A 23,933-nucleotide genomic window follows, 5' to 3' on the forward strand; every position below is an offset into this window, starting at 1 on the left:
CGGCGGATCTCTTCTCGGACACGACTTCTTTTGGGTGGGGACGAACAATCATGGCGTTTGGCATAGGCACGTCACGCAGGTGGCTGAGGGTGGTCAAACGCCCGGAGAGCCGGCTTCTGATGGTCTCCCTGGCCCTGGCGCTGACAGTGCCCCTGGGCCTGACTCCGGTGGCCGCGGCGCAGTCCGGTGGCCTGGGCCGTCCCGAACTGCCCGAACAGCGGGCGAGCAAGGTCCACAGGGTCACCACTCCGGGGGCGCGAGCAGCACGGGCGCATGTGGCGAAGAGCCGTGAGGCCAACGCCGACCAGGCAAGGAGGGCGAGAAAGGAACAGCAAGTCACCTGGCCCGGTCCAGGTACCGCGAAACTCGCCCTCGAACCCACGGGCCGGACCGAGGCGAAGCCGGGCGGTCTGCCACTGGCCGTCGCCCCTTCCCGGTCGAAGAGCGGCGCGCCCGGGACCGGCGATGTCACGGTGACCACTCTGGACCGGAGCGCCACTGACGGACTCGGGATCATCGGTGTGGCCCTCACGGCCCAGGCGGACCGGCGGGGCAGGGCGGACGTGAGCGTCGGCTACGACTCCTTCGCCTCCGCAGTCGGTGGTGGTTGGTCGGGGCGGCTGCGTCTGGTGCGGTTGCCGGACTGCGCGCTGACAACTCCGGAAAACGCGGAATGCCGTAAGCAGACCCCGCTGGACTCGCGGAACGACACGAAGAAGCGCACGGTCACCGCGCAGGTCGCCCTTGCCGCGGGGACGCAGGTTCTCGCCCTCACCGCCGCGTCGGCCGGGGCAGGCGAGTCCCCCAAGGGCAGTGGGGACTTCAGCGCCACCGGACTGTCGGAGTCCTCCTCGTGGCAGGCGGGCGCGAGCTCGGGTGCCTTCGGCTGGTCGTACGGATTCGACCTGCCGCCCGCGGCCGCAGGCCCTGCCCCGTCCCTGGCCCTCACGTACGACTCGGGAAGTGTCGACGGGCGGACGGCGACGACGAACAACCAGGGCACCTCGGTCGGTGAAGGATTCTCGGTGACCGAGTCCTACATCGAGCGCTCGTACGGCAGCTGCGACGACGACGGGCACGACGACGTCTCCGAACTGTGCTGGAAGTACGACAACGCGCGTCTGGTGCTGAACGGCACGGCGTCCCGCCTGGTCAAGGACGACACATCCGGCAAGTGGCGGCTCGAAGGGGACGACGCGTCCCAGGTGACGCGGTCCACCGGCGCGGACAACGGGGATGACAACGGCGAGTACTGGACGGTGGTCAAGGGCGACGGTACGACGTACGTGTTCGGCCTCGACAAGCTCGACGGGGCGGCCGACCAACGCACCAACTCCACCTGGACCGTGCCCGTGTACGGCGACGACAGCGGTGAGCCCGGATACGACAAGGGCAGTGGGTTCGAGGACCGGGCGGTCACCCAGGCATGGCGGTGGAACCTGGACTACGCGGTTGACACGTACGGCAACGCCGCCACGTACTGGTACGCGAAGGAATCGAACAACTACAAGAAGAGCAAGGCGACCAAGGCGGACACGCCCTACGTCCGCGGGGGGTACCTGAAGGAGATCAAGTACGGACTGCGCAAGGGCGCGCTGTTCACCGACGACGCGGATGCCAAGGTCACGCTCGACTACGCCGAGCGCTGCACCGCGTCGGACTGTTCCAGTCTGAACAAGGACACCGCCGAGAACTGGCCGGATGTTCCCTTTGACGCCATCTGCGCCAAGGACGCCGACGACTGTCTGGCGGAGGGCCCCTCGTTCTTCTCCCGAAAGCGACTGACCGGTGTCAGCTCCTTCTCCTGGTCGGCCGCCGCGCAGAAGTACGAGCCGGTGGACTCCTGGGACTTCACGCAGGAGTACATGGACGGCGGGGACATCGGAGACTCGTCCGACCAGGTCCTGACCCTGAAGTCGATCAAACGCACCGGCCTGACCGGTACCGCCATCGCGCTCGACCCCGTGTCCTTCACCTACCAGATGCGGCCGAACCGGGTGGACGGGACCGACAACATCCTGCCGCTGACCAGGCCCCGTCTGCTGACGATCACGTCCGAGACCGGGGCGATCACCGAGGTGACCCTGTCGAGCCCCGAATGCACACGCGGCCAGGTCGTCGGGTCGGCCGAGGACACCAACACCCGCTCCTGCTACCCGCAGTACTGGCACATCAACGGTGCCTCGGAGGCGTCGGTCGACTGGTTCCAGAAGTACCGGGTCCTCGCCGTCACCGTCGCCGACCCCGCGGGTAACAACGACTTGGTCGAGAACGAGTACGTGTACAGCGGTGCCGCCTGGCACTACAGCGACGAGCCGCTCACGCCCAAGGCCGAGCGGACCTGGTCCGACTGGCGTGGTACCGCCAGGTCACCACCTACACCGGGGTGAAGACCGCCACGCGGTCCAAGACCGTTTCGGTGTACCTGCAGGGCATGGACGGCGACAAGCAGAAGGACGGCACCACTCGCGCCGTCACGGTTTCCGCCCTCGCCGCTCCGGCGCTCGGCATCCCGGACATCAAGGACACCGACCAGTACGCCGGCCAGCTGAGGCAGAGTGTCACCTACGACGGTGCCACCGCCATCTCCGCCACCATGAACGTCCCGTGGTCCAAGGAGACCGCCCGCCAGACCGTACCGAGTGCGGGCGACCACGTGGCCCGCTATGTCCGTACCGCGGAGTCGACGAACTACACGTACCTCACCGTGCCGAAGACCTGGCGCTCCACGAGTACCACCAGTTCCTTCGACGACTACGGCATGACCAGGACCACCACCGACCTCGGAGACACCTCCGCGTCGGGCGACGAGACCTGCACCCGCTACTGGTACGCCCGCAACGACGCCTTGGGGCTGACCGGGCTCGTCTCCCGGACCCGCACGGTGGCCAAGCCCTGCACCACCACCGAGACCGCGCTCGGCCTTCCCGCGAACAGCGACACACGCGGTGACGTGCTGTCCGACACCGCGACGGTCTACGACACGGCCGACGCGACCAGCTGGTCACCGGACCAGAAACCGACCAAGGGCTCCATCACCTGGAAGGGCCGTGCCACCGGCTACCCGGCCGCGGCGACCGGCGGCGAACGCAACCCCACCGGCTGGCAGAGGACCGCCGCGACGACCTACGACACCCTCGGCCGGCCGAGGACCGTCACGGACGCGCAGAACCATGTGTCCGACACCGCGTACACACCCGTGGACTCCGGCCCACTGACCAAGACGGTCCTCACCAATGCCAAGACCCACAAGGTGGTCAGCTTCCTCGACCCGCGGCGCGGCCTTCCCGAACGGACCTACGACGCCAACTCGAACAAGACGGAACAGGCGTATGACGCGCTGGGGCGATTGTCCGAGGTCTGGGCCCCCAACCGCACGCGCGGAAGCCAGAGCCCCAACTCCACCTTCGCGTACCACTTGAGCAGGACGAAGCCGTCATCCGTGGCCACGTCGACCCTCAAGGGCGATGGCGAGACGTACAACACCAGCTACACGATCTACGACGCGTTGTTGCGGCCCCTTCAGGCGCAGTCCCCGACCCCGCTCGGCGGGCAGCTTCTGACCGACACCCGTTACGACAGCCGGGGCATGGCGTACGAGACGTACGCCGACATCTACGACAAGACGTCCACGCCACAAGGTGTCTACACCCGGGCCGAGTACGGTGAGGCTCCCACGCAGAACGAGACGGTGTTCGACGGTGCCGGCCGGGCGACGGAGAACACGCTCTACATCTTCGGCGTCAAGAAGTGGTCTACCACGACCGCCTACACCGGGGATTCGACGGCGACCACCGCGGTGCGGGGCGGATCGGCCACTCGGACCATCACCGACCCGCGCGGACGCGTCGTCGAGACGCGTGAGTACGCCGGGCAGAAGCCGGACGACGCGGGTTTCGGCGGCACGCTCGGAGTCCCGTACACCTCCACCAGCACCGAGTACACGCCCGATGGCCTGAAGAAGCTGATCACGAGTGCTCAGGACGGATCCCGGTGGAGCTACACCTATGACCTCTTCGGTAGGCAGGTGGGCGAGGAAGACCCCGACATGGGGCGGAGCAGCACCGATTACGACAACCTCGACCACCCCGTGAAGGTGACGGACTCGCGTGGCGAGTCCGTCCTGACCAGTTACGACGAGCTGGGCCGCGTCAAGAGCACCTGGGCGAGTGAGAAGACCGATGCCAACCTGCTGACCAGCCGCGAGTACGACACCGTCGCGAAGGGACAGCCGACCTCCTCCACCCGCTACGTCGGCGGGCTGGGCGGAGACCAGTACACGCGATCCGTCACGGCCTACGACAGTCTTGGTCGTGCCACCGGCACCCTGCTCCGGCTCCCGGAGTCCGACCCGCTGGTGAAGGCGGGCGTACCGGCCACGTTGGAATTCGCCAGTGAGTACCGCATCGACGGAACACTGAGGAGCAGCACCGAGCCGGCGGTCGGCGGGCTGACCAAGGAATCCGTCGAGCGAAAGTACAACGGCCTCGGCCTGACGACCTCCCTCAGCGGCACGACCGGCTACCTCCAGTCCGTCGACTACTCCGCACTCGGCCAGGGGCAGCAGTTGGTGCTGGGGACCGGCGGTACCGGCTCCAGAACCGCCACCATCACGAACACCTACGAAGAGGGAACGGGCCGGCTCACCAACAGCCGAGTCACGGACCAGACCCACCCGTACGTGCTCCAGGACCTCGCCTATGCCCAGGACGACGCGGGGAACATGCTGTCGATCTCCGACGGTGCCACGCTCGGGGGCACGGGCAAGGCCGACCACCAATGCTTCGCGTACGACGCGCACCGGCGCCTCACCGAGGCATGGACCCCCAACACGGCGGACTGTGCCGACTCCGGCCGTACCACGGCCAACATCGGCGGCGCCGCGCCGTACTGGACCAGCTACACCTACACCGCATCGGGGCAGCGCGACACGGAGACGTCCCATGCCACCTCGGTGAGCCCGTCGACGACCGAGACCCATTACGAGTACGGAACCGAAAGTGGACAGCCCCACCCCCTGAGCAAGACCACAGGGGCGAGAGCCGGCGCCTACAGTTACGACGAGACGGGCAACACCACCAAGCGGCCCGGCACCCAAGCGACCCAGACCCTGGTCTGGGACAGCGAAGGAAAGCTCAGCAGCGCGGCGGAACCCGCGGTCGGGTCGAAACCGGCTCTCAAGACCGGCTATCTCTACGACGCCGACGGCGAACTCCTGATCCGCCGGGCGGCCGACGACGGTGACACGATCCTCTACCTCGGTGCCACCGAGGTCCGCCTGACCGTGAAGGGGGCCACGAAGTCCCTCTCCGGAACCCGCTACTACAGCGCGGCCGGCCAGACCGTCGCCGTCCGAACCGCCACGAGCACGGGTGCGGGCGCCACACTCTCCTACCTCGTGGCCGACCACCACGGCACGTCCAGCCTTGCGATCGACGCCGTCACGCAGGAGGTGACGAAGCGCTACAGCACTCCCTTCGGAGCACCCCGGGGAGAGAAACCGACGCCGGACTGGCCCGACGACAAGGCGTTCCTCGGTAAACCCGCCGACACCACCACAGGGCTCACACACATCGGTGCCCGCGAGTACGACACGGGAACCGGCCAGTTCATCAGCGTGGACCCGGTCCTGAGCGTCGATCAGCACCAGTCGCTCAACGGTTACACCTACGCCAACCAGAGCCCCGCCACGAACAGCGACCCGACGGGCCTCGCCTGCTACGGCGGCAACCACTCCGCGAGCTGCAACCCCACCGGCCAGGGGGGCCCGCCCCCCGGCTGCTACGCGGGCAACATGTCTGCAAGCTGCGAGAGCGTGGGTGGAAACAATATGGGCACAAGCTACGGCGGCTCAGTCAAGGGCGGTAATTCGGGGGCGAGTGCGGCTACCGCGATCCCCGGGGCGTTTGGAAGCGGTCTGACCTATATAGCCGGGCCGAAACCGATACCCGTCTGCTTCGCGTGCATGATCGGTATCGCGCCGGTAGTCGGGCCGGTGTCACCGGAGACCAGAACGAATGTGTACTGCGCGTACGCGCCGCTCGAGAACATGTGCAACCCGGAAGATGCTGTGCTGGGTGGTGGCGATGAAGGTTTCCGCGAGATGGCGGCCAAATGGCTGGCCGGGGCGCTGGAGCCGGGTGGAAAATATGGCGAGGACAGTGAGATCGCCAGAGAAATTATGATGACCGATGAGACTGCGAAGCAGCGTGAAATTATCAGTTCGAGCTTCTATAGTACGGGAATAACTGAGGGGACTTTGAGTAAGAGTATTTCCAATGATGGAATAGCTGGGCAGATAAAGAAGGACGTAAAGCCCCTCGTTACGGGTGATCACAACCTGGCGACTGTGGGGCTGGGGTCCTATACAACGGAATACAAGATCCTTAGGGCTAGCCCCCAAGGGGTGCAGGTCAGGATGACCATCAGGAATAAAATGACGATATCCTCGTTCATGCGGCCCGCAGTGGGGTACAGAACCGACCGGGAGAAGTTCGTGCACCGATGGTTCGACGGGGGTGTTGTTGGTTTCGGTAGGCCTCGTTCGATGGGGGTGACGTTCAGAACGATGATCTACAGACATGGTTACAGGGGGCTCGGGGACTGATAGGGCTTCGCTTTTTTGGGAAATAGGCGCGCTTTCCGTCGGATGGAATTTTCCGATGGAAAGCGTGTCTGGTTTTTACGATCCGGTAGGGAGTTTCAGTTTTGTTTGGAATGATTCTCGTCTCGATGCTTTTCGTGATTTTGGTGGTTGTGGCCGCAATTTTCGTGGTGGGGGTGTATGCGATTATCCTCGGTCGGGTGCCCGGGCGGCGGCTCCGGCATGGTGTGCGAAATCCTCGTATATGGGGGATGGGGGCGGTGCTCGTGGCGCTTGCTCGACCCTTGGATTCTCTTTATTCTTTCTATGTGGGGGTCGGTTTCCTGGTAATCGGATACATGCCAGAAATAAAGCGTGGGCGTGATCGGGCTATTGATGTATCGGGCCCGGATCGAAGTTGATTCGAGATCCGGCCGGCGGGGCGGCGACCAGTCCGTTCTGGAGAAGCTGGGCTCATGAGTATGGTCGTCCGCCCCTGATGTTAGGGGTGGGCGACCGTTGGGGTCGGACCCGCTCAGGCCGATTTGTGCCAGTGGTTGGTGATCAGGAGGCGGTGGTCCTTGCCGAAGCCCTTTGGGGAGATCTTCGTGCCCGGCGGGTATTGGCGGCACTTGTGCAACGCCTCAGGCCAGGCCGTCGCCGTCCGAACGGCCACGAGCGCGGGTGCGGGCGCCACGCGTTCCTGTTCCTGGCAAGTGGTCCATTCCGGCCACCATCCACGTGGAGGGCTTCTCTGGAAGCGAGTCGGAGGCGGCTTGGAGTGTCGCGTTCGAATTGCCGAACCTCGGTGGTGCCTCCACCTGTCGATAGGTGATGATGGACAAGTGGCCGTAATGTAAGACGAGTTCACCGCCAGTTGCTTCCATCATTGTGCGGCAGCATTGCGCGCCGGGGCGTCCCCGACGTCTCGGATCGCGGCCAGGGCTACGGCGAAGGAGATCGTCGCTTCTATGCTGCGTGCGTCCAGAGGTCAGGGGTGAGAGGCATGCAGAACGACTCTGTGGGTGACGACGACGAGATGTTGGCTTGGGCAGAAAGCGACGCAGACGACTGGGATTCCCGAGGGGCTGTGTACCCCGGCAAATGGCATCGCTGTCAACTTTGCGATCGTCGTGCTGTCCAGTCGCTTCACCGCGTCACCAATCAACCGAGCGATGGGCGGACTGACCATCGACAGTGCCGAATTTAGAGACTGGTTCGCAGGTGTAGTTAAGGGCAGGGAGGGCCCCCTCGCCCTACTTCGACTCTCGGAAGTATCTGCGAGGCTGCTGGGGCTGTGCTGGAACCGTTGGAAGGCCTACGCGGACGCGTATTAGCGCCAGCCGGTGGAGCTTCTGGCTGTGGAGGCCCAGAAACTCTTGGATGCGGTGGAAGCCGCCCATCAGGGATTCAGGGCTGCTCGGGGGCAGGACGAGAGGGAAGAGCGCCGTTGACGACGGCATGAGAAGGCATGGCGCGAGCCTCCGGGATCCCGGAGGCTCGCGCCATGGACGACATTCCCGAATGCCGGAGTCTGTCGTTCAGGGACGCTTCGTCGTGGGCGGTGAGACCAGTTCGGGCGAGGTGACCCAGGGTCCGGGGCCAGGTTGTGCTCCCCTCATGCCCGCTGCGCCTCGTTGCAGCAGTCCATCCGTCTCCGCGTGTATCGTCTGTCGTCCTTTGCGCTGCCTCCGCACGCGATCCGGTGCGGCGTCCGGTTGGTGCCGGTCCTGCGGGCGCGGGAGACACGAGGCGACCGACGGGCCGGGGCCCGGGCGCAGGCCCCCGCCCCGTTCCGCTTCCGCTCAGGCCGATTCGCGCCAGCGGTTGGTGATCGGGAGGCGGCGGTCCTTGCCGAAGCCCTTGGGGGAGATCTTCGTGCCCGGCGGGTACTGGCGGCGCTTGTACTCCGCGGTGTCCACCATCCGCAGCGTCTTCGCCACCAGTTCCGGGTCGAAGCCGGCCGCGACGATCTCGGCGAGGCCCTGGTCCCGGTCGACGTACAGCTCCAGGATGCGGTCCAGTACGTCGTAGTCGGGCAGCGAGTCCGTGTCGACCTGGCCGGGGCGCAGCTCGGCGCTGGGCGGCTTGGTGATGGACGCCTCGGGGATCGGCGGGGTCTGCCCGCGCTCCTCGGCGGCCCGGTTGCGCCACTTCGCGAGGCGGAAGATCGACGTCTTGTAGACGTCCTTGATCGGGCCGTACGCGCCGACCGAGTCGCCGTAGAGGGTGGAGTAGCCGACCGCCAGTTCCGACTTGTTGCCCGGGGCGAGGACGATCTGGCCCTCCTGGTTGGAGACGGCCATCAGCGTCGTGCCGCGCAGCCGGGACTGGAGGTTCTCCTCCGCGAGGCCGGTGAGCCCCAGCGAGCCCATGTACGCGTCGAACATCGGCTCGATCGGTACGGTGCGGAAGTTCAGCCCGGTGCGGCGGGCCAGCTCGGCCGCGTCGCCCTTGGAGTGGTCCGAGGAGTACTTCGACGGCATGGAGATGCCGTACACGTTCTGCGCGCCCAGCGCGTCGCAGGCGATGGCCGCCACGAGCGCGGAGTCGATCCCGCCGGAGAGCCCGATCAGCACACTGCGGAAGCCGTTCTTCGCGGCGTACGCCCGCAGGCCCACGACCAGCGCCGAGTACAGCTCCTCGTCGTCGTCCAGCCGCTCGGCGTAGCCGCCGGTCAGCTCCGCCGGGTAGGCCGGCAGGGGCTCCTCGGAGAGCACCACGTGGTCGATCCGCAGGCCGTCCTGGACCACCCCGGACGGCGCCTCGGCGGCGGCCGCCGGAAGATCCAGGTCGAGCACCACGCTGCCCTCGGCGAACTGCGGGGCGCGGGCGATGACCTCGCCGTCCCGGCCGACGACGATCGAGTCGCCGTCGAAGACCAGCTCGTCCTGGCCGCCGATCATCGCCAGGTACGCGGTGGTGCAGCCGGCCTCCTGGGCCCGCTTGCGGACCAGCTCCAGCCGGGTGTCGTCCTTGTCCCGCTCGTACGGCGAGGCGTTGATCGACAGCAGCAGCCCGGCACCGGCGGCCCGCGCGGCGGGCACCCGGCCGCCGTCCTGCCAGAGGTCCTCGCAGATCGCGAGCGCCACGTCGACGCCGTGCACCCGCACCACCGGCATCGAGTCGCCCGGCACGAAGTACCGGAACTCGTCGAAGACGCCGTAGTTGGGCAGGTGGTGCTTGGCGAACTTCAGCGCCACCTGTCCGCGGTGCAGCACCGCGGCGGCGTTCTGCGGGGCCCCGGCGGGCTGCCCGTAGCGGGGCTGGGCCGTCTCGGAGCGGTCGAGGTAGCCGACCACCACCGGCAGCTCCCCGAACCCCTCCGCGTCGAGCCGGGCGGCGAGCGCGAGCAGCGCCCGCCGGGACGCCTCGACGAAGGACGGGCGCAGCGCCAGGTCCTCGACGGGGTAGCCGGTCAGCACCATCTCCGGGAACGCCACCAGGTGGGCGCCCTGTTCGGCGGAGTGCCGGGTCCAGTGGACGATCGCCTCGGTGTTGCCGGCGAGATCGCCGACGGTCGAGTCGATCTGATTCAGTGCGAGACGTAGTTGAGGCACGGGCACCAGTGTAATCGTCTGACTGACGCAATGTCCGCGCGGGCCGCGGAACGGTCGCCGCGGCCCGCCGGGACCCGGCCCGGGGGCGGGTCAGGTCCGGTAGCCGAGGACGGTCATCATGCCCATGTCCGAGTGGTAGATGTTGTGGCAGTGCAGCATCCACAGCCCCGGGTTGTTCGCCTCGAACTCGACGCCCAGGGAGCTGTTCGGCCGGACGATCGCGGTGTCCTTGCGCGCCCAGTGCGACCGGCCCCGCTCGGTGGACCAGTGGCGCCGCCCGGCCGGGCCGACCACGCCGAAGGAGTGCCCGTGCAGATGGATCGGGTGCCACATCTCCGTGGCGTTGTAGAACTCCAGCCTGACCCGCTCGCCCGCCCGCACCGGGTGGCGCTGGCGCGGGTTGTACGGATCGTGGTCGAAGGCCCAGTTGTAGTCCCGCATGTTGCCGGTCATCTTGAACCGGAGGGTCCGGTCGAACCCGCGTCCCGGCAGCTCCACCGACTCGTCCGGCCTCAGGCCGAACGCCTCGACCAGCCGCCCGTCCAGCTCCTTGGGGCGGACGTTCGCGGCGGGGGCGGTCCCCTTGCCGGTGCGGAGCAGGGCCAGTGCCGTGGCGTTCTTGCCCTCCGCCAGCGCGGTCAGCGGGAAGACGCCGTCGCCCGCGGTGACCACCACGTCGTACCGCTCGCCCATGCCCAGCAGCAGGGCGTCGGTCGTGGCGTGCCGGACCGGGTAGCCGTCGGTGTGGGTGATCGTCATCCGGTGGCCGCCGAGCGCCACCCGGAAGGCGGTGTCGCCGCCCGCGTTGATGATCCGGATCCGGATGCGCTCGCCGGGCTTGGCCGTGAAGGTGGTGGGGGCCTTCGGGACGCGCCCGTTGATCAGGTAGTACGGGTAGGCGACATCGCCCCCGTGGCTGCCGAGCAGCTTGCTGTACGAGTGCTTCCCCAGTCGCGTGGGCCCGCTGAGCGGCTTCCCGCCGTTGGACTTGGCGGGCTTCCCGGGCGCGCCGTGCCCGCCCGCGCCGTGGCTCATGCCGTGGCCCATGCCGCCCCGGCCGTGGCTCAGCTCGTTCAGCACCGAGTCGGGCGTCGAGCCGTCCACCCCGTCGACCCAGTCGTCCAGGACGACGACCCACTCCTTGTCGTACTTCAGGGGCTCCTTCGGGTCGTCGACGATCAGCGGCGCGTACAGCCCCCGGTCCTGCTGGACGCCGGTGTGCGGATGGAACCAGAACGTCCCGGCGTGCGGCGCGGTGAACCGGTAGGAGTACTCGGTCTTCGGCCCGATCGGTGCCTGGGTCACCTCGGGGACGCCGTCCATGTTGTTCCGGACGTTGAGGCCGTGCCAGTGCAGTGACGTTTCCGCGGGGAGGTTGTTGGCCAGGGTGAGCGCCAGGGTGTCGCCCATGGTGACCCGGAGCTCCTTGCCGGGGAGCCGACCGTCGTACGCCCAGGAGCCGACGGTGACTCCGCCCAGGTCGAGCTGGGCGGGGGCGGCGACCAGGCTCACCTTCCGCAGCGGGCCGACGCCCCGCTCGGCCTCGGCCGCGGCCACCTCCGGCCCGTCGGGGGAGACGTACTCGCCCTTGGAGCGCCTGCCGGGGGCGCCCCCGCGGTTCGCGCCGCCGTTGCCCGTACCGTCGGCGGCCGGGCCGCCGGTCTTCCGGCCGTCGTGGCCGCTGCCGGAGTCGCCGGAGCAGCCGGCCAGTGCCGCCGCACCCGCGGTGGCGACGGTGGCGCCGAGCACGGCGCGCCTGGTGGGGGAAGTACGCATGACGGAGTGCACCTCGGAGTCTGTTCGGTGGGTCGGGCTGCTGGGGGAGGGGGAGGCGCGCCCCCTCTATATCAGCGAGCCGAACAGATGCGACTGTCCGTATGTCGTACGTCCACACAGGGTCATGTCGAGCACCCTACCCCCGCCGGGTATCACTCGCGCGCCGAGCGGCCGCGCGTCCCGCGACCGTGTCCGTACGGGGCCCGCGCGGAGCCCGTACGGCGTCCCGTGCGGTGGCCCGTACCGGTCGTGGGCACCGGCGCCGGTGGCGGGGGAGGACGCGCCACGGCCCGGAACCCCTCGGAGGAGAGTTCCGGGCCGTGGTCACGGGACGGGCGCCGGTGCGGTCAGCCGTGCGCGTAGACCTGCGCCGCCCAGCCGGCGATCTGCTCGTCGCTGAGGTGCTGCGCCAGGTCGGCCTCGCTGATCATGCCGATCAGCTTCTTGTTCTCGACCACCGGGAGCCGGCGGATGCGGTGCGTCTGCATCTCCTCCAGCACCGTCTCCACCTCCGCGTCGGCGTCGATCCAGCGCGGCGTGCCATGGGCGAGGTCGCCCGCCGTCATCCTCGCCGGATCGTGGCCCATGGCCACACAGCCGACCACGATGTCGCGGTCCGTGAGGATACCGATCATCCGGTCCTGCTCGCCGTTGGCCGAGATGGGCAGCGCGCCGACCTTGTGGTCACGCATCAGCTGCGCGGCCCGGTCGAGCGTCTCGTGCGCGGGGATCCAGGTGGCCCCGGTGTGCATGATGTCCTTGGCGGTGGTCATGAGGGATTCCTCCTGCGTGCCGATGGGCATGCCGTACTCCCCCGAGCGAACCCATCGTCATGGGTCCGTTCGGGGGATGCGACCGCTATCACCCGTTCGGGTGCATCCAGCGCTTTTCGGGCACGCTCGGAGCCGCTCGGAACACGCTCCGCAGCCGGAGGGAACCCCTCAGGGGCGGGGCGCGGCCCCGCGCGCGGACAGCATGCCGGCCATCGCGTCCAGCTCCGACTGCTGCGCCTCGACCATCCCCCGGGCCAGCCGCCGCTCCGCGGGCACCGCGCACAGCTCGGCACAGCCGCGGGCCATGTCGACGCCGCCCCTGTGGTGGTCGGTCATCAGCTGGAGGTAGAGCACCTCGGCCGTCCGGCCGCTCGCCTTCCGGAGCCGGTCCAGCTCCGTCCGGGTGGCCATGCCGGGCATCAGGGAGCCGTCGTGCGGCCGGTACGTGGTGCCCGGCTCGCCCTCCCCGGTCATCCCGGGCATGTCCGCCATCGAATGCTCCGCGTGCCCGGCCGACATCCACGCCATCGGCGGCCCGGACACCGCCTTCGGAAGCTCCCACAGGTCCAGCCAGCCGAGCAGCATGCCGCGCTGGTTGGCCTGCGTGTTGACGATGTCGTACGCGAGCCGGCGCACCTCCTCGTCCCGTGTGCGGTCGCGCACGACGAGGGACATCTCCACCGCCTGCTGGTGGTGGACGGCCATGTCACGGGCGAACCCGGCGTCCGCCGAGTCCACCGAGGGGGTGCCCGCCGCCGTGGTGCGGTGGTCCGTACCGCTCCCGTTGCTGTCCCCGTGCGCGGAGGCGACCGTCGCCACCCCCGCGCAGAGCAGCGCGAGCACCGCGGCGGAGCCCACCGCCCACCGGCCGCGGCGTACGCGCCCCACGCGCTGCGGCGCGGTCACGGCGCCTCCAGCCCGCCCGAGCACGTGGCACCGGGCTCGGGGGTCTGCGACCCCTGGACGAACTGCGAGAAGAACTGGTCGACCCTGGGGTCGTCGGCGCCGTCCACCGTCAGTTGCTTGCCCCAGGCGGTCAGCATGATCGTCCCGGACTGGTCCGCGTACGGGCTCATCAGCGAGTACGGCGTCCTGGACACCCGTTCGGCGAGCTTGTCGACATCGGCGCGCGGTGCCTTGGCGGTGTAGGTCACCCACACCGATCCGTGCTCCAGTGCGTGGACGGCGTTCACGTCGGGGATCGCCTTCGTGTAGACCGCGCCGTCGCAATTCATCCAAACGGGGTTGTGGTCACCCCCGACCGGAGGCTTCATCGGGTACGAGACGGGCCCGTTGACGTGATTGCGGGTCAGCTTCGACGCGTCCCAGCTCCGCAGCCCCTCGATCTTCTCGTCCGACTTTCCGGTGGGGGAGCCGTGCCCGGTCGCGGGCGCCTTGCCGTCGCCCGTCGCGCCGTCGCTCGCCGACGTGGGCGGCTTCTGCTCGGACGCCTCGGACACGGTGGTCAGCACCAGGTAGGAGCCGAAGCCGACCAGGCCCAGGACGACGAGCACGCTCAGACCTATGGCCAGGGCGCGGTCGCGGCGACCGCCGGGGCGGTGGGCGTCGTGCGGCTGGTCCATGGGGTTGTGCGGAGCGAAGCTCATGGCGTCAGGTCCTTCTGCGAAGGGGCGGTCACGGACAGGGACACCGGCGTGCGCGGGACCGTCGCGAGGACGCTTCGCCCCCGGCGCGCCGTGGGCGCCGATCGTAGTGGGTGGCCGGGTGCTCCATCTCACTCCGTGTGCGTAATCTGGGTGAAATCCCGGGTCGTGACACTGGAGCTCCTCCCCCTGTCCCGGGCGGTGGTGCACGGACCGTCTGAACTGCAAGGATGTGGCTATGGACAAGCAGCAGGAATTCGTCCTCAGGACGCTTGAGGAGCGCGACATCCGCTTCGTGCGGCTGTGGTTCACCGACGTCCTCGGCTACCTCAAGTCCGTCGCCGTGGCCCCCGCCGAGCTTGAGCAGGCGTTCGACGAAGGCATCGGCTTCGACGGCTCCGCCATCGAGGGCTTCGCCCGGGTGTACGAGTCCGACATGATCGCCAAGCCGGACCCGGGCACCTTCCAGATCCTGCCGTGGCGGGCCGAGGCCCCGGGCACCGCCCGGATGTTCTGCGACATCCTGATGCCGGACGGCTCGCCGTCCTTCGCCGACCCGCGCTACGTCCTCAAGCGCATCCTCGCCAAGACCTCCGACCTGGGCTTCACCTTCTACACCCACCCGGAGATCGAGTTCTTCCTGCTGAAGGACAAGCCGGTCGACGGCAGCCGCCCCACCCCCGCCGACAGCTCCGGCTACTTCGACCACACCCCGCAGAACGTCGGCATGGACTTCCGCCGCCAGGCGATCACCATGCTCGAATCCATGGGGATCTCGGTCGAGTTCAGCCACCACGAGGGCGCCCCCGGCCAGCAGGAGATCGACCTGCGGTACGCGGACGCGCTCTCCACCGCCGACAACGTCATGACCTTCCGGCTGGTGATGAAGCAGGTCGCGCTGGAGCAGGGCGTGCAGGCGACCTTCATGCCGAAGCCGTTCTCCGAGTACCCCGGCTCGGGGATGCACACCCACCTCTCGCTCTTCGAGGGCGACCGCAACGCCTTCTACGAGTCGGGCGCCGAGTACCAGCTCTCCAAGGTCGGCCGCTCCTTCATCGCCGGTCTGCTCACCCACGCGGCGGAGATCTCCGCCGTCACCAACCAGTGGGTCAACTCCTACAAGCGGATCTGGGGCGGCTCCTCCCGCGCCGCGGGCGCCGGCGGCGAGGCCCCCTCGTACATCTGCTGGGGCCACAACAACCGCTCCGCGCTCATCCGCGTCCCGATGTACAAGCCGGGCAAGACCGGCTCCGCCCGGGTGGAGGTCCGCTCCATCGACTCCGGCGCCAACCCGTACCTGACGTACGCGGTGCTGCTTGCCGCGGGCCTCAAGGGCATCGAGGAGGGCTACGAGCTCCCGCCCGGCGCCGACGACGACGTCTGGGCGCTCTCCGACGCGGAGCGCCGCGCGATGGGCATCGAACCGCTGCCGCAGAACCTGGGCGAGGCGATCGCGCTGATGGAGAAGAGCGAGCTGGTCGCCGAGACCCTCGGCGAGCACGTCTTCGACTTCTTCCTGCGCAACAAGAAGCAGGAGTGGGAGGAGTACCGCAGCGAGGTCACCGCCTTCGAGCTGAAGAACCTGCTGCCGGTGCTGTGACCGCAGGTCAGCGGCTTGGAAGGCGTTACGTGGGCGGGTCGCCCGGCTCAGTGAAGGAGACCCGCCCAGGGGTGCGATCAGCTCTGGGCCGTCTGTGGGCCGTCACGCCGGAACGGGCGACCGAGATGGACCTGTCCATGGCGGTGCGGGCGCGTCCATCGCTGCTAGAAGGCAGATGGGCGTGGGTCCGCAGCGTGAACCCGGGGTCGGTGGACTTCGTCGGAGCTGGCGAGTAGCTTCAGGGCGCGGCATCAACTGGCGCTCTGAGCACACACGTTACGGGCCGTCACACTGATAGTCGTGCGTCGCAGGGGCACCGACTTGGAAAGAGACATTCCGTGAATCGATGGCGAAAATTCATAATGAGCGCGTCGGCACTCGCCTTGGCGGTCGGGGGCTCGATGGCAACCTCGACGGCGGCGCACGCCGCCAGCACGGACGGCAGCTGCCCGTCTGGGAATCTCTGTCTCTGGGACAATACCGACTTCACTGGTGCGAGACTCATCACTGCAAGCACCAACGCCTGCGTCAAGGTCGGGCTCGCCCACATGTGGAAACAATCTTACATCAGCCATTTGCCGGTCACTGCAGTGCTCTGGTACACGACGAGCGGCCCAGATGAACCCGTGCGGACACTTCCCTCGGGCGGATTCAGTAGCGCTTTCCCGCGCGCTTACTATGACACGATCTGTACGAATGGAAATAAACCCTAGCAATTCACTTTGACGGAAATCGGCGATGTACTCCGATAAAGCGGAAAACGAGCTGTCGGTGCTGTAGCTGCAGGCTCTATGTGGGCGGGGTCGTCCGATTCGGTGAAGCGACCCGGCCCCGGCCCCGGGGCCGGGGGTGCGGGTGGGCAAGGGTTGTCCGGGAGTCCACCGCAGGTTCTCGCGGGATGTTGTGCTGCCCGACCGCCAAAGCGAGGATGAGGGCTTCGAACGTCAGGTGATCGGGGTTCATGGTGAGTCTGGCCGGCCAGATATTGCCGCTCGCGGGTGTGGTCCTGGGCGCGGTCATGTCCTTCCTGGTGAGCAGTTTGAACGAGCGAACGAGATGGCGCAGGCAACAAGCCGTCCGCTGGGACGAACGTCGGTTGGCCGCCTATGCCGAATATGCCCATGCCGTCAAGGAACTGGCGGCTCGCTATCAGATGATCGCCGCCGCACGTGGACTCGTATCGGGCCCGATTCTTCTGGAGCCGACCCCTGAGGTTCTGAAGGAGGTGGGTGAGCTGGAATCCCGGCGCTCCGCCTTGTCGGAAACCCTCGGGCTGCTCGGTGACACGGAGGCGAACACCGCGTCCAAGACCGTGGATCACTGCCTGTGGCGGCTGGAGCTCCTGGCCCGGGGCATCGCCACGGAGGTCGAACAGAACTGGGACCAGGCGTATCTGGACTTCCGGGAGGCCCGGAGCCGCTACGTCGCCCACGCCCGGGCCGGCCTCGGCGTGCCGGGGGCCGTGGCCCACGACGTGACCTGGCCGGCGGCATGGCGGCCCACGCCCGGGGCCTCGCCCTCGGAGTGACGCGCAGCCGGCCGCAACGGCGGAGCGCCTGCGGGGCGGTCGGACCGGGCCGCCGACCCGGCCATTGAGACGGGCACGGTAAAGGTTGCCCCGTAACTGCGGGCCGCCCCCTCGATGAGGGGCGCTCCGTGCTCTCGGATCAGCCGAAGATGAGCCCAACGTTCTTGTCCACGCAGAACCGCAGGACGGTGACCAACTGACTGACGTCTTCGATACACCGACGTAGGACCAGGTCGTCGTCCGGCAGACGGTGGTCACGGATTTCTTCCAAACGGGGCAGTAGTGATGCGCATTGAGCGGGTGTGAAGTCGGGGCCGTCGTCATCTGGATGGTTGAGTAGTGGCTCCAGTGTGGTGGAGACGCTGGACCACTGCCGGTCTCCGCCGAAGCCGTTCATCTCTGCGAGTACAAGCCCCTCGGTCTGGGCCAGCCACTTTCTGAACATGCCGAAGCCGGTGTAGGACCACGAGACGTCCGGACTCGCCACGTCGTAGTCATCCGGGAAGAGCATCAGCCCCATCTGGCCTCCTTGCTTGCCGGGTGCCCAGGATCCGCTGAGAGCCGGGCTGTCGGCAATTGAAATGATCTCCGGATGGCTGCTGTGATCACGGCGTCGGAACCTTCCTGGATTGGTCCCGTTCACCGGGCTGAGCCCAGGGCGGTTCGGGGGCTGGTGACTGTTCTGCGGTGCGAGGCTGCGGACGCGGTCCGCAAGGGTCGAAGAACTACCGGTGCTCCACCAACCACCAGGCCGTCATCGACGCCGCCGCCCGCCTCGTCATGGAGGTCGGCCGGCCCCTGCCCGGCAACAATCGGCGTCTCTGTTCGGCTGTCGCTCCCATCGCCGGCAGCAGCCGGAGCTGAGGGCGGCGGTCGGGCCGGTGCCGGCCGCGTAAGACGGGCGTCGCGGGTGGGGGCGATGGGACTCATCGAGCCAGCGAAGACCGCATGGCGGCCATGAGCCTCTGACGGGCCTCCCGGAACGCGCGCCGGGCCCCAGCGCACTCCGGGGCGTCACGCAGATGTCCGGCGGCCACCGCGTCCCGGTACCGGAGCAGTTGGTGGGTGGCGTCCCGGGCGGACTCGGCCACTTCCGACGGGGCCAACAGTTCCAGCTGGTACTGCTTCGAGTACAGGCTGTGGGCCGTGAAGGCGGCGCGCGCGAGCTGTGTCCGCTCGTCCGGGGGCAGGTGTGCCGATCCGCTGGCATCGCTTATCGTGTCGCGCGCCTCGGTGAGGGCTTCCAGGAACCGGGCGGCCGCTGTGCGCAGGGCCTCTCTGTCCTGCTCCCGGGTGCCCCGTCGCCAGGTCGCGCGATCGGTGACGAGTGTGCTGCCCACCCCGATAACCGCACCCACCGCTGTGGCGATCAACGCTGTCCACTCCATGGTCCGGAGACTAGGAGCCCGCCGCCCCCGGCCGCCAGGGGCTCGCGCCGCCCGTCTGCTCCGAGGCGTCCGCTCCTTCGACCCCCGGTGTTCCTCGTACGCCTGGACCGGCCGCGAGGCGCTCTCGAACGACAGGCCGAAACACTCGAACTGGCCCTGCGAGTAAGCCTGTTGGGGGACTGGTAGGAAAGTTTCCTGTTCGCTAGCATTCCCGGCGGTGGCTCGGCGCGGTGCCCTCCGTTCGACGCACCTCGGGGCATGACGCGCTCAGTGAGAGCTCTGGCCCGGCCACCACGACCCCGTCCCCACGTGCCCGTACGCGGGCCGGGCGCGGGTCACCCGCACAGCTGCCCAGCTCTCGCCAACCCCCCACAGGCCAGGAGTTCAGGGATGCAACCGAACGGTTCTGCTTTGCTCCGCCCGCCCGGGCGGCACCGCACGGTGGGCGTGGTCGTCGCCGCCGTACTCGTCCTCGTCGGCGGGCTGCTGCTCGCCTACCCCGACCGGGCCGGCGCCGCCGACCCCCTCATCTCCCGTGACCGCACCGCCACCTCCTCCTCCGACGAGACCTCCGACCTCGGGCCGCAGAACGCCTTCGACGGCGACCCGGCCACCCGCTGGGCGAGCGCCGAGGGCAAGGACCCGCAGTGGATCGCCGTCGACCTCGGCGACGGGGCCCAGGTCAGCCGGGTGAAGCTCGGCTGGGAGGACGCGTACGCCAAGGCGTACCGGATCGAGATCTCCGCCGACGGCTCCACCTGGACCAAGCTCGCCGAGGAGACCGCCGGCGACGGCGGCACCGACGACTGGACCGCGCTCAGCGGCAAGGGCCGCTACCTGCGCGTGTACGGCACCGCCCGCGCCACCTCCTACGGCTACTCGCTGTACGAGGTCGAGGTCTACGGCACCGCAGGCAGCCAGCCCCCGCAGACCGGCGGCTTCACCGTCGTCGCCGCCGGGGACATCGCCGCCCAGTGCACCGCCTCCGACAGCGACTGCGCCCACCCCAAGACCGCCGCGCTCGCCCAGAAGCTGGACCCGAAGTTCTACCTGACCATGGGCGACAGCCAGTACGACGACGCCCGGATCGCCGACTTCCGCGCCTACTACGACAAGACCTGGGGCGCCTTCAAGGCCAAGACCCGCCCGGTGCCCGGCAACCACGAGACCTACGACCCGGCCGGATCCCTCGCCGGCTACAAGGCGTACTTCGGCGACATCGCCTACCCCCAGGGCAAGACCTACTACAGCTTCGACGAGGGCAACTGGCACTTCATCGCCCTCGACTCCAACTCCTTCGACAAGACCGCCCAGATCGACTGGCTCAAGGCCGACCTCGCCAAGAACGCCAAGTCCTGCATCGCCGCCTACTGGCACCACCCGCTGTACTCCTCCGGCGGACACGGCAACAACCCCGTCAGCCGCCCCGTCTGGAAGCTGCTCTACGGTGCCAAGGCCGACCTCGTGCTCAACGGCCACGACCACCACTACGAGCGGTTCGCCCCGCAGAACCCGGACGGCAAGGCCGTCGCCGACGGCATCACCGAGATCGTCGGCGGGATGGGCGGCGCCGAGCCGTACCCCATCGAGGAGGTCCAGCCCAACAGCCAGAAGCGGATCAGCGGTGAGTACGGCGTGCTCAAGATGAACTTCGCCGACAACGGCTACAGCTGGTCCTACGTCGGCACCGACGGCAAGGCCAAGGACACCAGCCCGAACTACACCTGCCACTGATGATGTACCTGGCGACCACAGGCCGCCGGGACCTGCCGGCCCCGCCCCGCACCGGCGGAGCGGGCCGGCACGTCCCCGGCACCGTCCTCGCGCTCGGCGCGGTCAGCCTCGTCACCGACATCTCCTCGGAGATGGTCACCGCGGTGCTGCCGCTCTACCTGGTCCTCGGACTCGGTCTCTCACCCCTCCAATTCGGCTTTCTGGACGGGCTGTTCAACGGCGCCGCCGCCGTCGTACGGCTCCTCGGCGGATACGCCGCCGACCACGGCCGCGGCCACAAACGGGTCGCCGGCCTCGGCTACGCCCTCTCCGCCCTCTCCCGGATCGGCCTGCTCCTCGCGGGCGGCGCCACCGCGGGCATCGCCGCCGCCCTTGCCACCGACCGGGTCGGCAAGGGCATCCGCACCGCGCCCCGGGACGCGCTGATCACCCTGAGCAGCCCGCCCGAGACCCTCGGCCGCTCCTTCGGCGTGCACCGCGCCATGGACACCACCGGCGCCCTGCTCGGCCCGCTCGCCGCCTTCGCCCTGCTCTGGGCGACCGCCGACGCCTACGACGCGGTGTTCGTCGTCAGCTTCTGCGTCGGGCTGCTCGGCGTGCTGCTCCTGGCCCTCTACGTCCCCGCCGACCAGCCCGCGCCCCGCCCGGCGCCCCGGCCCGCCGCCCGGACCCGGCGCGGACGCAAGACCTTCGAGGCGCTCCGCGACCCCGCCTTCCGGCGCATCCTCGCGGCGGCCGCCCTGCTCGGCGCGGCCACCGTCGGCGACTCCTTCGTCTACCTCCTGCTCCAGCAGCGCCTCGCCCTCCCGGTCGGCTGGTTCCCGCTGCTGCCGCTCGGCGCCGCCGCCTGCTACCTGCTGCTGGCCGTACCGGCCGGCCGGATCGCCGACCGGGTCGGCCGGCGGCTGCCGTTCCTCTACGGGCACCTCGCCCTGCTCGGCGTGTACGTCGCCCTCCTCGCCCCCCTCGGCGGCCCGGCACCGCTGCTCCTGGTGCCCGTCCTCGCCCTGCTCGGCGTCTTCTACGCCACCACCGACGGGGTCCTGATGGCGCTGGCCGGCCCCGTCCTGCCCGCCGACGGCCGGGCGGGCGGACTCGCCGTGCTCCAGACCGGCCAGGCCCTGGCCCGGATGCTCGCCGCCGCCGGATTCGGCGCCGCCTGGACCCTGTGGGGGCCCGGGCCCGCGCTTTGGGCTGCGGTGTCGGTGCTGCTCGTCGCCCTCGTCGGCGGCTGGGCGCTGCTGCCGCGCACCCCCTCCCCGACCCCCGCCCCCGGCGGGCCGGAGACCACCACCCCCGAGAGGCGGACCGCATGAGTACCAGGTTCCCGACCACCGCGACCCCGCTGGGGCCCCGGGCGAGGATCGCCGTCGTGGCGGCCGCGGTGCTGCTCCTCGCGAGCGGCTCCCTCGGCTACGTACTCCACGCCCAGCAGCGGGCCCGGGGCGCACAGGACGGGGCGGACGCCTCGTTCACCCTCGCCGGGCCCGCCCTCTACTTCCGGGACACCGACGGCGGACGCGTCGCCCACCAGCCGCTCACCGCCGCCCGCACCACCGCCACTCGCACCTCCGCCGCCCGTACCGCCGGCGGACCCGTCTGCGACCGCTTCTACGCCGCCGGGGACGGGGCGCTCTGCCTGCGCGCGAAGCCCGGGGTGCTGCCGAGGACGTACGCCGTCGTCCTCGACCGGCAGTTGCGCGAGAAACGCCGGATCACCGTGCCCGGGGTACCCACCCGGGCCCGGGTCTCCGCCTCCGGACGGATGCTGTCCTGGACGGTGTTCGCCACCGGCGACTCGTACGCCACCACCGCCTTCTCCACCCGCACCGCCATCCTCGACCTGCGCACCGGCTACCTCGTCAAGTCCATCGAGGACATCCAGCTCACCCTCGACGGCGCCCGCTACCACGCCCCCGACGTCAACTACTGGGGCGTCACCTTCGCCCGCGACGACAACCGCTTCTACGCCACCGTCTCCACCAAGGGCCGCACCTACCTCGTCGAGGGGAACATGCGGGACTGGACGGCCAAGGCGCTGCGGGAGAACGTCGAATGCCCCTCCCTCTCGCCCGACAACACCCGCCTCGCCTTCAAGAAGAAGGTCTCCGACGACGCCTCCGCGCCCTGGCGGCTCCACGTGCTCGACCTGCGCACCCTGCGCGAGACCCCGCTCGCCGAACGGCGCAGTGTCGACGACCAGGCCGCCTGGCTGGACGACCGCACCCTCGCCTACGCCCTGCCCGGCACCGGCGGCCGCAAGAGCGACATCTGGACCGTCCCCGCCGACGGAACGGGCACCCCCCGGCTCACCGTCGAAGGAGGCTCGTCCCCCGCGGCGGTGACCGGCTGAACGGACCGGCGGAGAGGGGGCGCACGGACCGGCGCGCGGTGTAAGGTGACGCGTCCCCACCCGGGGGCCGACCGGAGGAGGTGAGACCCATTACCGCTGTACCAGGCTGGGTGCTCACCGCCCGCGACCGCGCGACCGACCCGAGGTAGGGCTGTCCGGCGGAGCGCCCATCGGCTTCCCGAAAGGCTCCGCCATGTCGCTCGTCCCCGCTCCGCCCACCCGTTCCACCGTCGTCACCGCCCTGCGCTCCGCCGGCTGCGTCTTCGCCGAGGACGAGGCCGAACTGATCCTCGCCGCCGCCGGTGACCCCGCCGCCCTCGAGGCCATGGTCGGACAGCGGGTGGCCGGCCACCCGCTGGAACACGTCCTCGGCTGGGCCGAGTTCGACGGGCTGCGGATCACCGTCGGCCCCGGCGTCTTCGTACCCCGCCGCCGCACCGAGTTCCTGCTCCACCAGGCCGCCGCGCTGGCCCGGCCGGGGGCCGTCGTCGTCGACCTGTGCTGCGGCTCCGGCGCCCTGGGGGCCGCACTCGCCGCCCGGACCGGCCCGGTCGAACTGCACGCCGCCGACGTCGAACCCGCCGCCGTGCGCTGCGCCCGCCGCAACCTCACCGGTACGGGCCGGGTGTACGAGGGCGACCTCTTCGAACCGCTCCCCGCGACCCTGCGCGGCCGGGTGGAGATCCTGCTCGCCAACGTGCCGTACGTGCCCACGGACGATGTCGGGCTGCTCCCGCCCGAGGCCCGCGTCCACGAACCCCGGGTGGCGCTCGACGGGGGACCGGACGGCCTCGACGTCCTGCGCCGGGTCGCCGCCGGGGCCCCGCACTGGCTGGCCCCCGGCGGCCATCTGCTCGTCGAGACCAGCGAACGGCAGGCGTCCCGAGCCGAGGAGACCCTCGCCCGGCACGGCCTGACCACCCGGGTGGCCGCCTCCGACGAGCTGTACGCCACCGTCGTCCTCGCGACCCGTCCCGTCGACATCCCTTAGGCTCGGGACCGCTGGACGGTGTGTGGGCGGCGGATCGGGAGAG

General features: G+C 69.3%; 16 protein-coding genes and 2 pseudogenes. 11 read left to right on the forward strand and 7 right to left on the reverse strand.

Annotation, left to right across the window (positions count from 1 at the left end; translation table 11 throughout):
* Positions 1-89 precede the first annotated feature (89 nt).
* On the forward strand, positions 90-2,390 hold the full coding sequence (locus ACF08W_RS07210; protein WP_392278711.1) for a hypothetical protein: 2,301 nt from the start codon (positions 90-92) through the stop codon (positions 2,388-2,390).
* On the forward strand, positions 2,387-6,607 hold the full coding sequence (locus ACF08W_RS07215) for an RHS repeat domain-containing protein (protein ID WP_392278712.1): 4,221 nt from the start codon (positions 2,387-2,389) through the stop codon (positions 6,605-6,607). The genes ACF08W_RS07210 and ACF08W_RS07215 overlap by 4 nt, the downstream gene beginning before the upstream one ends.
* A gap of 1,781 nt (positions 6,608-8,388) precedes the next feature.
* Here ACF08W_RS07215 and ACF08W_RS07220 read toward each other — a convergent pair.
* The 5 genes from ACF08W_RS07220 to ACF08W_RS07240 all read right to left on the reverse strand — a co-directional run bounded on the left by ACF08W_RS07220 (position 8,389) and on the right by ACF08W_RS07240 (position 14,299).
* On the reverse strand, positions 8,389-10,143 hold the full coding sequence (locus ACF08W_RS07220; protein WP_352277668.1) for an NAD+ synthase: 1,755 nt from the start codon (positions 10,141-10,143) through the stop codon (positions 8,389-8,391).
* A 90-nt stretch (positions 10,144-10,233) separates the two neighbouring features.
* On the reverse strand, positions 10,234-11,919 hold the full coding sequence (locus tag ACF08W_RS07225) for a multicopper oxidase family protein (protein ID WP_392278713.1): 1,686 nt from the start codon (positions 11,917-11,919) through the stop codon (positions 10,234-10,236).
* Between the two features lie 347 nt (positions 11,920-12,266).
* Complete coding sequence (locus tag ACF08W_RS07230) at positions 12,267-12,692, reverse strand: CBS domain-containing protein (protein WP_352277808.1); 426 nt, start codon at positions 12,690-12,692, stop codon at positions 12,267-12,269.
* 168 nt (positions 12,693-12,860) lie between these two features.
* Complete coding sequence (locus tag ACF08W_RS07235) at positions 12,861-13,598, reverse strand: DUF305 domain-containing protein (RefSeq protein ID WP_392278714.1); 738 nt, start codon at positions 13,596-13,598, stop codon at positions 12,861-12,863.
* The gene (locus tag ACF08W_RS07240) at positions 13,595-14,299 is read right to left on the reverse strand and encodes a DUF3105 domain-containing protein (RefSeq protein WP_392278715.1); all 705 of its coding nucleotides are present in this window, start codon (positions 14,297-14,299) and stop codon (positions 13,595-13,597) included. The genes ACF08W_RS07235 and ACF08W_RS07240 overlap by 4 nt, the downstream gene beginning before the upstream one ends.
* A gap of 235 nt (positions 14,300-14,534) precedes the next feature.
* Here ACF08W_RS07240 and glnA point away from each other — a divergent pair, with 235 nt between their 5' ends.
* The 3 genes from glnA to ACF08W_RS07255 all read left to right on the forward strand — a co-directional run bounded on the left by glnA (position 14,535) and on the right by ACF08W_RS07255 (position 17,424).
* Positions 14,535-15,896 carry a type I glutamate--ammonia ligase gene (gene glnA / locus ACF08W_RS07245; RefSeq protein ID WP_352277664.1) on the forward strand — a complete coding sequence of 454 codons (1,362 nt, stop codon included), beginning with the start codon at positions 14,535-14,537 and terminating at the stop codon, positions 15,894-15,896.
* A gap of 401 nt (positions 15,897-16,297) precedes the next feature.
* A complete protein-coding gene (locus tag ACF08W_RS07250; protein ID WP_392278858.1) occupies positions 16,298-16,609 on the forward strand; it encodes a peptidase inhibitor family I36 protein in 312 nt (103 codons plus the stop codon).
* 248 nt (positions 16,610-16,857) lie between these two features.
* Complete coding sequence (locus ACF08W_RS07255) at positions 16,858-17,424, forward strand: hypothetical protein (RefSeq protein WP_392278716.1); 567 nt, start codon at positions 16,858-16,860, stop codon at positions 17,422-17,424.
* Between the two features lie 139 nt (positions 17,425-17,563).
* Here ACF08W_RS07255 and ACF08W_RS07260 read toward each other — a convergent pair whose 3' ends face one another.
* Positions 17,564-17,944, reverse strand: a complete 381-nt coding sequence (locus tag ACF08W_RS07260) for a hypothetical protein (protein WP_392278717.1) — start codon at positions 17,942-17,944, stop codon at positions 17,564-17,566.
* Between the two features lie 72 nt (positions 17,945-18,016).
* Between ACF08W_RS07260 and ACF08W_RS07265 the strand changes: the two are divergent.
* Both ACF08W_RS07265 and ACF08W_RS07270 read left to right on the forward strand, forming a co-directional pair.
* Positions 18,017-18,145, forward strand: a pseudogene (locus ACF08W_RS07265) (IS5/IS1182 family transposase); the annotation flags it as partial.
* Positions 18,142-18,234: pseudogene (locus ACF08W_RS07270) on the forward strand (IS5/IS1182 family transposase); the annotation flags it as partial. The pseudogenes ACF08W_RS07265 and ACF08W_RS07270, both read left to right, overlap by 4 nt.
* A gap of 116 nt (positions 18,235-18,350) precedes the next feature.
* On the opposite strand, the gene ACF08W_RS07275 reads toward ACF08W_RS07270, so the two are convergent.
* Positions 18,351-18,812: a hypothetical protein gene (locus ACF08W_RS07275; RefSeq protein ID WP_392278718.1), complete on the reverse strand. Its 462-nt coding sequence runs from the start codon at positions 18,810-18,812 to the stop codon at positions 18,351-18,353.
* A 411-nt stretch (positions 18,813-19,223) separates the two neighbouring features.
* On the opposite strand from ACF08W_RS07275, the gene ACF08W_RS07280 reads away from it, so the two are divergent.
* The 4 genes from ACF08W_RS07280 (at position 19,224) to ACF08W_RS07295 (ending at position 23,890) form a co-directional block, all read left to right on the forward strand.
* Positions 19,224-20,546, forward strand: coding sequence for a discoidin domain-containing protein (locus ACF08W_RS07280; RefSeq protein ID WP_392278719.1), 1,323 nt, complete (start codon positions 19,224-19,226; stop codon positions 20,544-20,546).
* Positions 20,547-20,548: 2 nt separating this feature from the next.
* Complete coding sequence (locus tag ACF08W_RS07285; RefSeq protein WP_392278859.1) at positions 20,549-21,862, forward strand: MFS transporter; 1,314 nt, start codon at positions 20,549-20,551, stop codon at positions 21,860-21,862.
* Positions 21,859-22,899, forward strand: a complete 1,041-nt coding sequence (locus ACF08W_RS07290) for a TolB family protein (RefSeq protein ID WP_392278720.1) — start codon at positions 21,859-21,861, stop codon at positions 22,897-22,899. Before ACF08W_RS07285 ends, ACF08W_RS07290 begins: the two co-directional genes overlap by 4 nt.
* Positions 22,900-23,092: 193 nt before the next feature.
* The gene (locus tag ACF08W_RS07295; RefSeq protein ID WP_392278721.1) at positions 23,093-23,890 is read left to right on the forward strand and encodes a putative protein N(5)-glutamine methyltransferase; all 798 of its coding nucleotides are present in this window, start codon (positions 23,093-23,095) and stop codon (positions 23,888-23,890) included.
* The last annotated feature ends 43 nt before the right edge of the window (positions 23,891-23,933 follow it).

The sequence above is a fragment of the Streptomyces sp. NPDC015144 genome (assembly GCF_043079735.1).
Classification (GTDB): domain Bacteria; phylum Actinomycetota; class Actinomycetes; order Streptomycetales; family Streptomycetaceae; genus Streptomyces.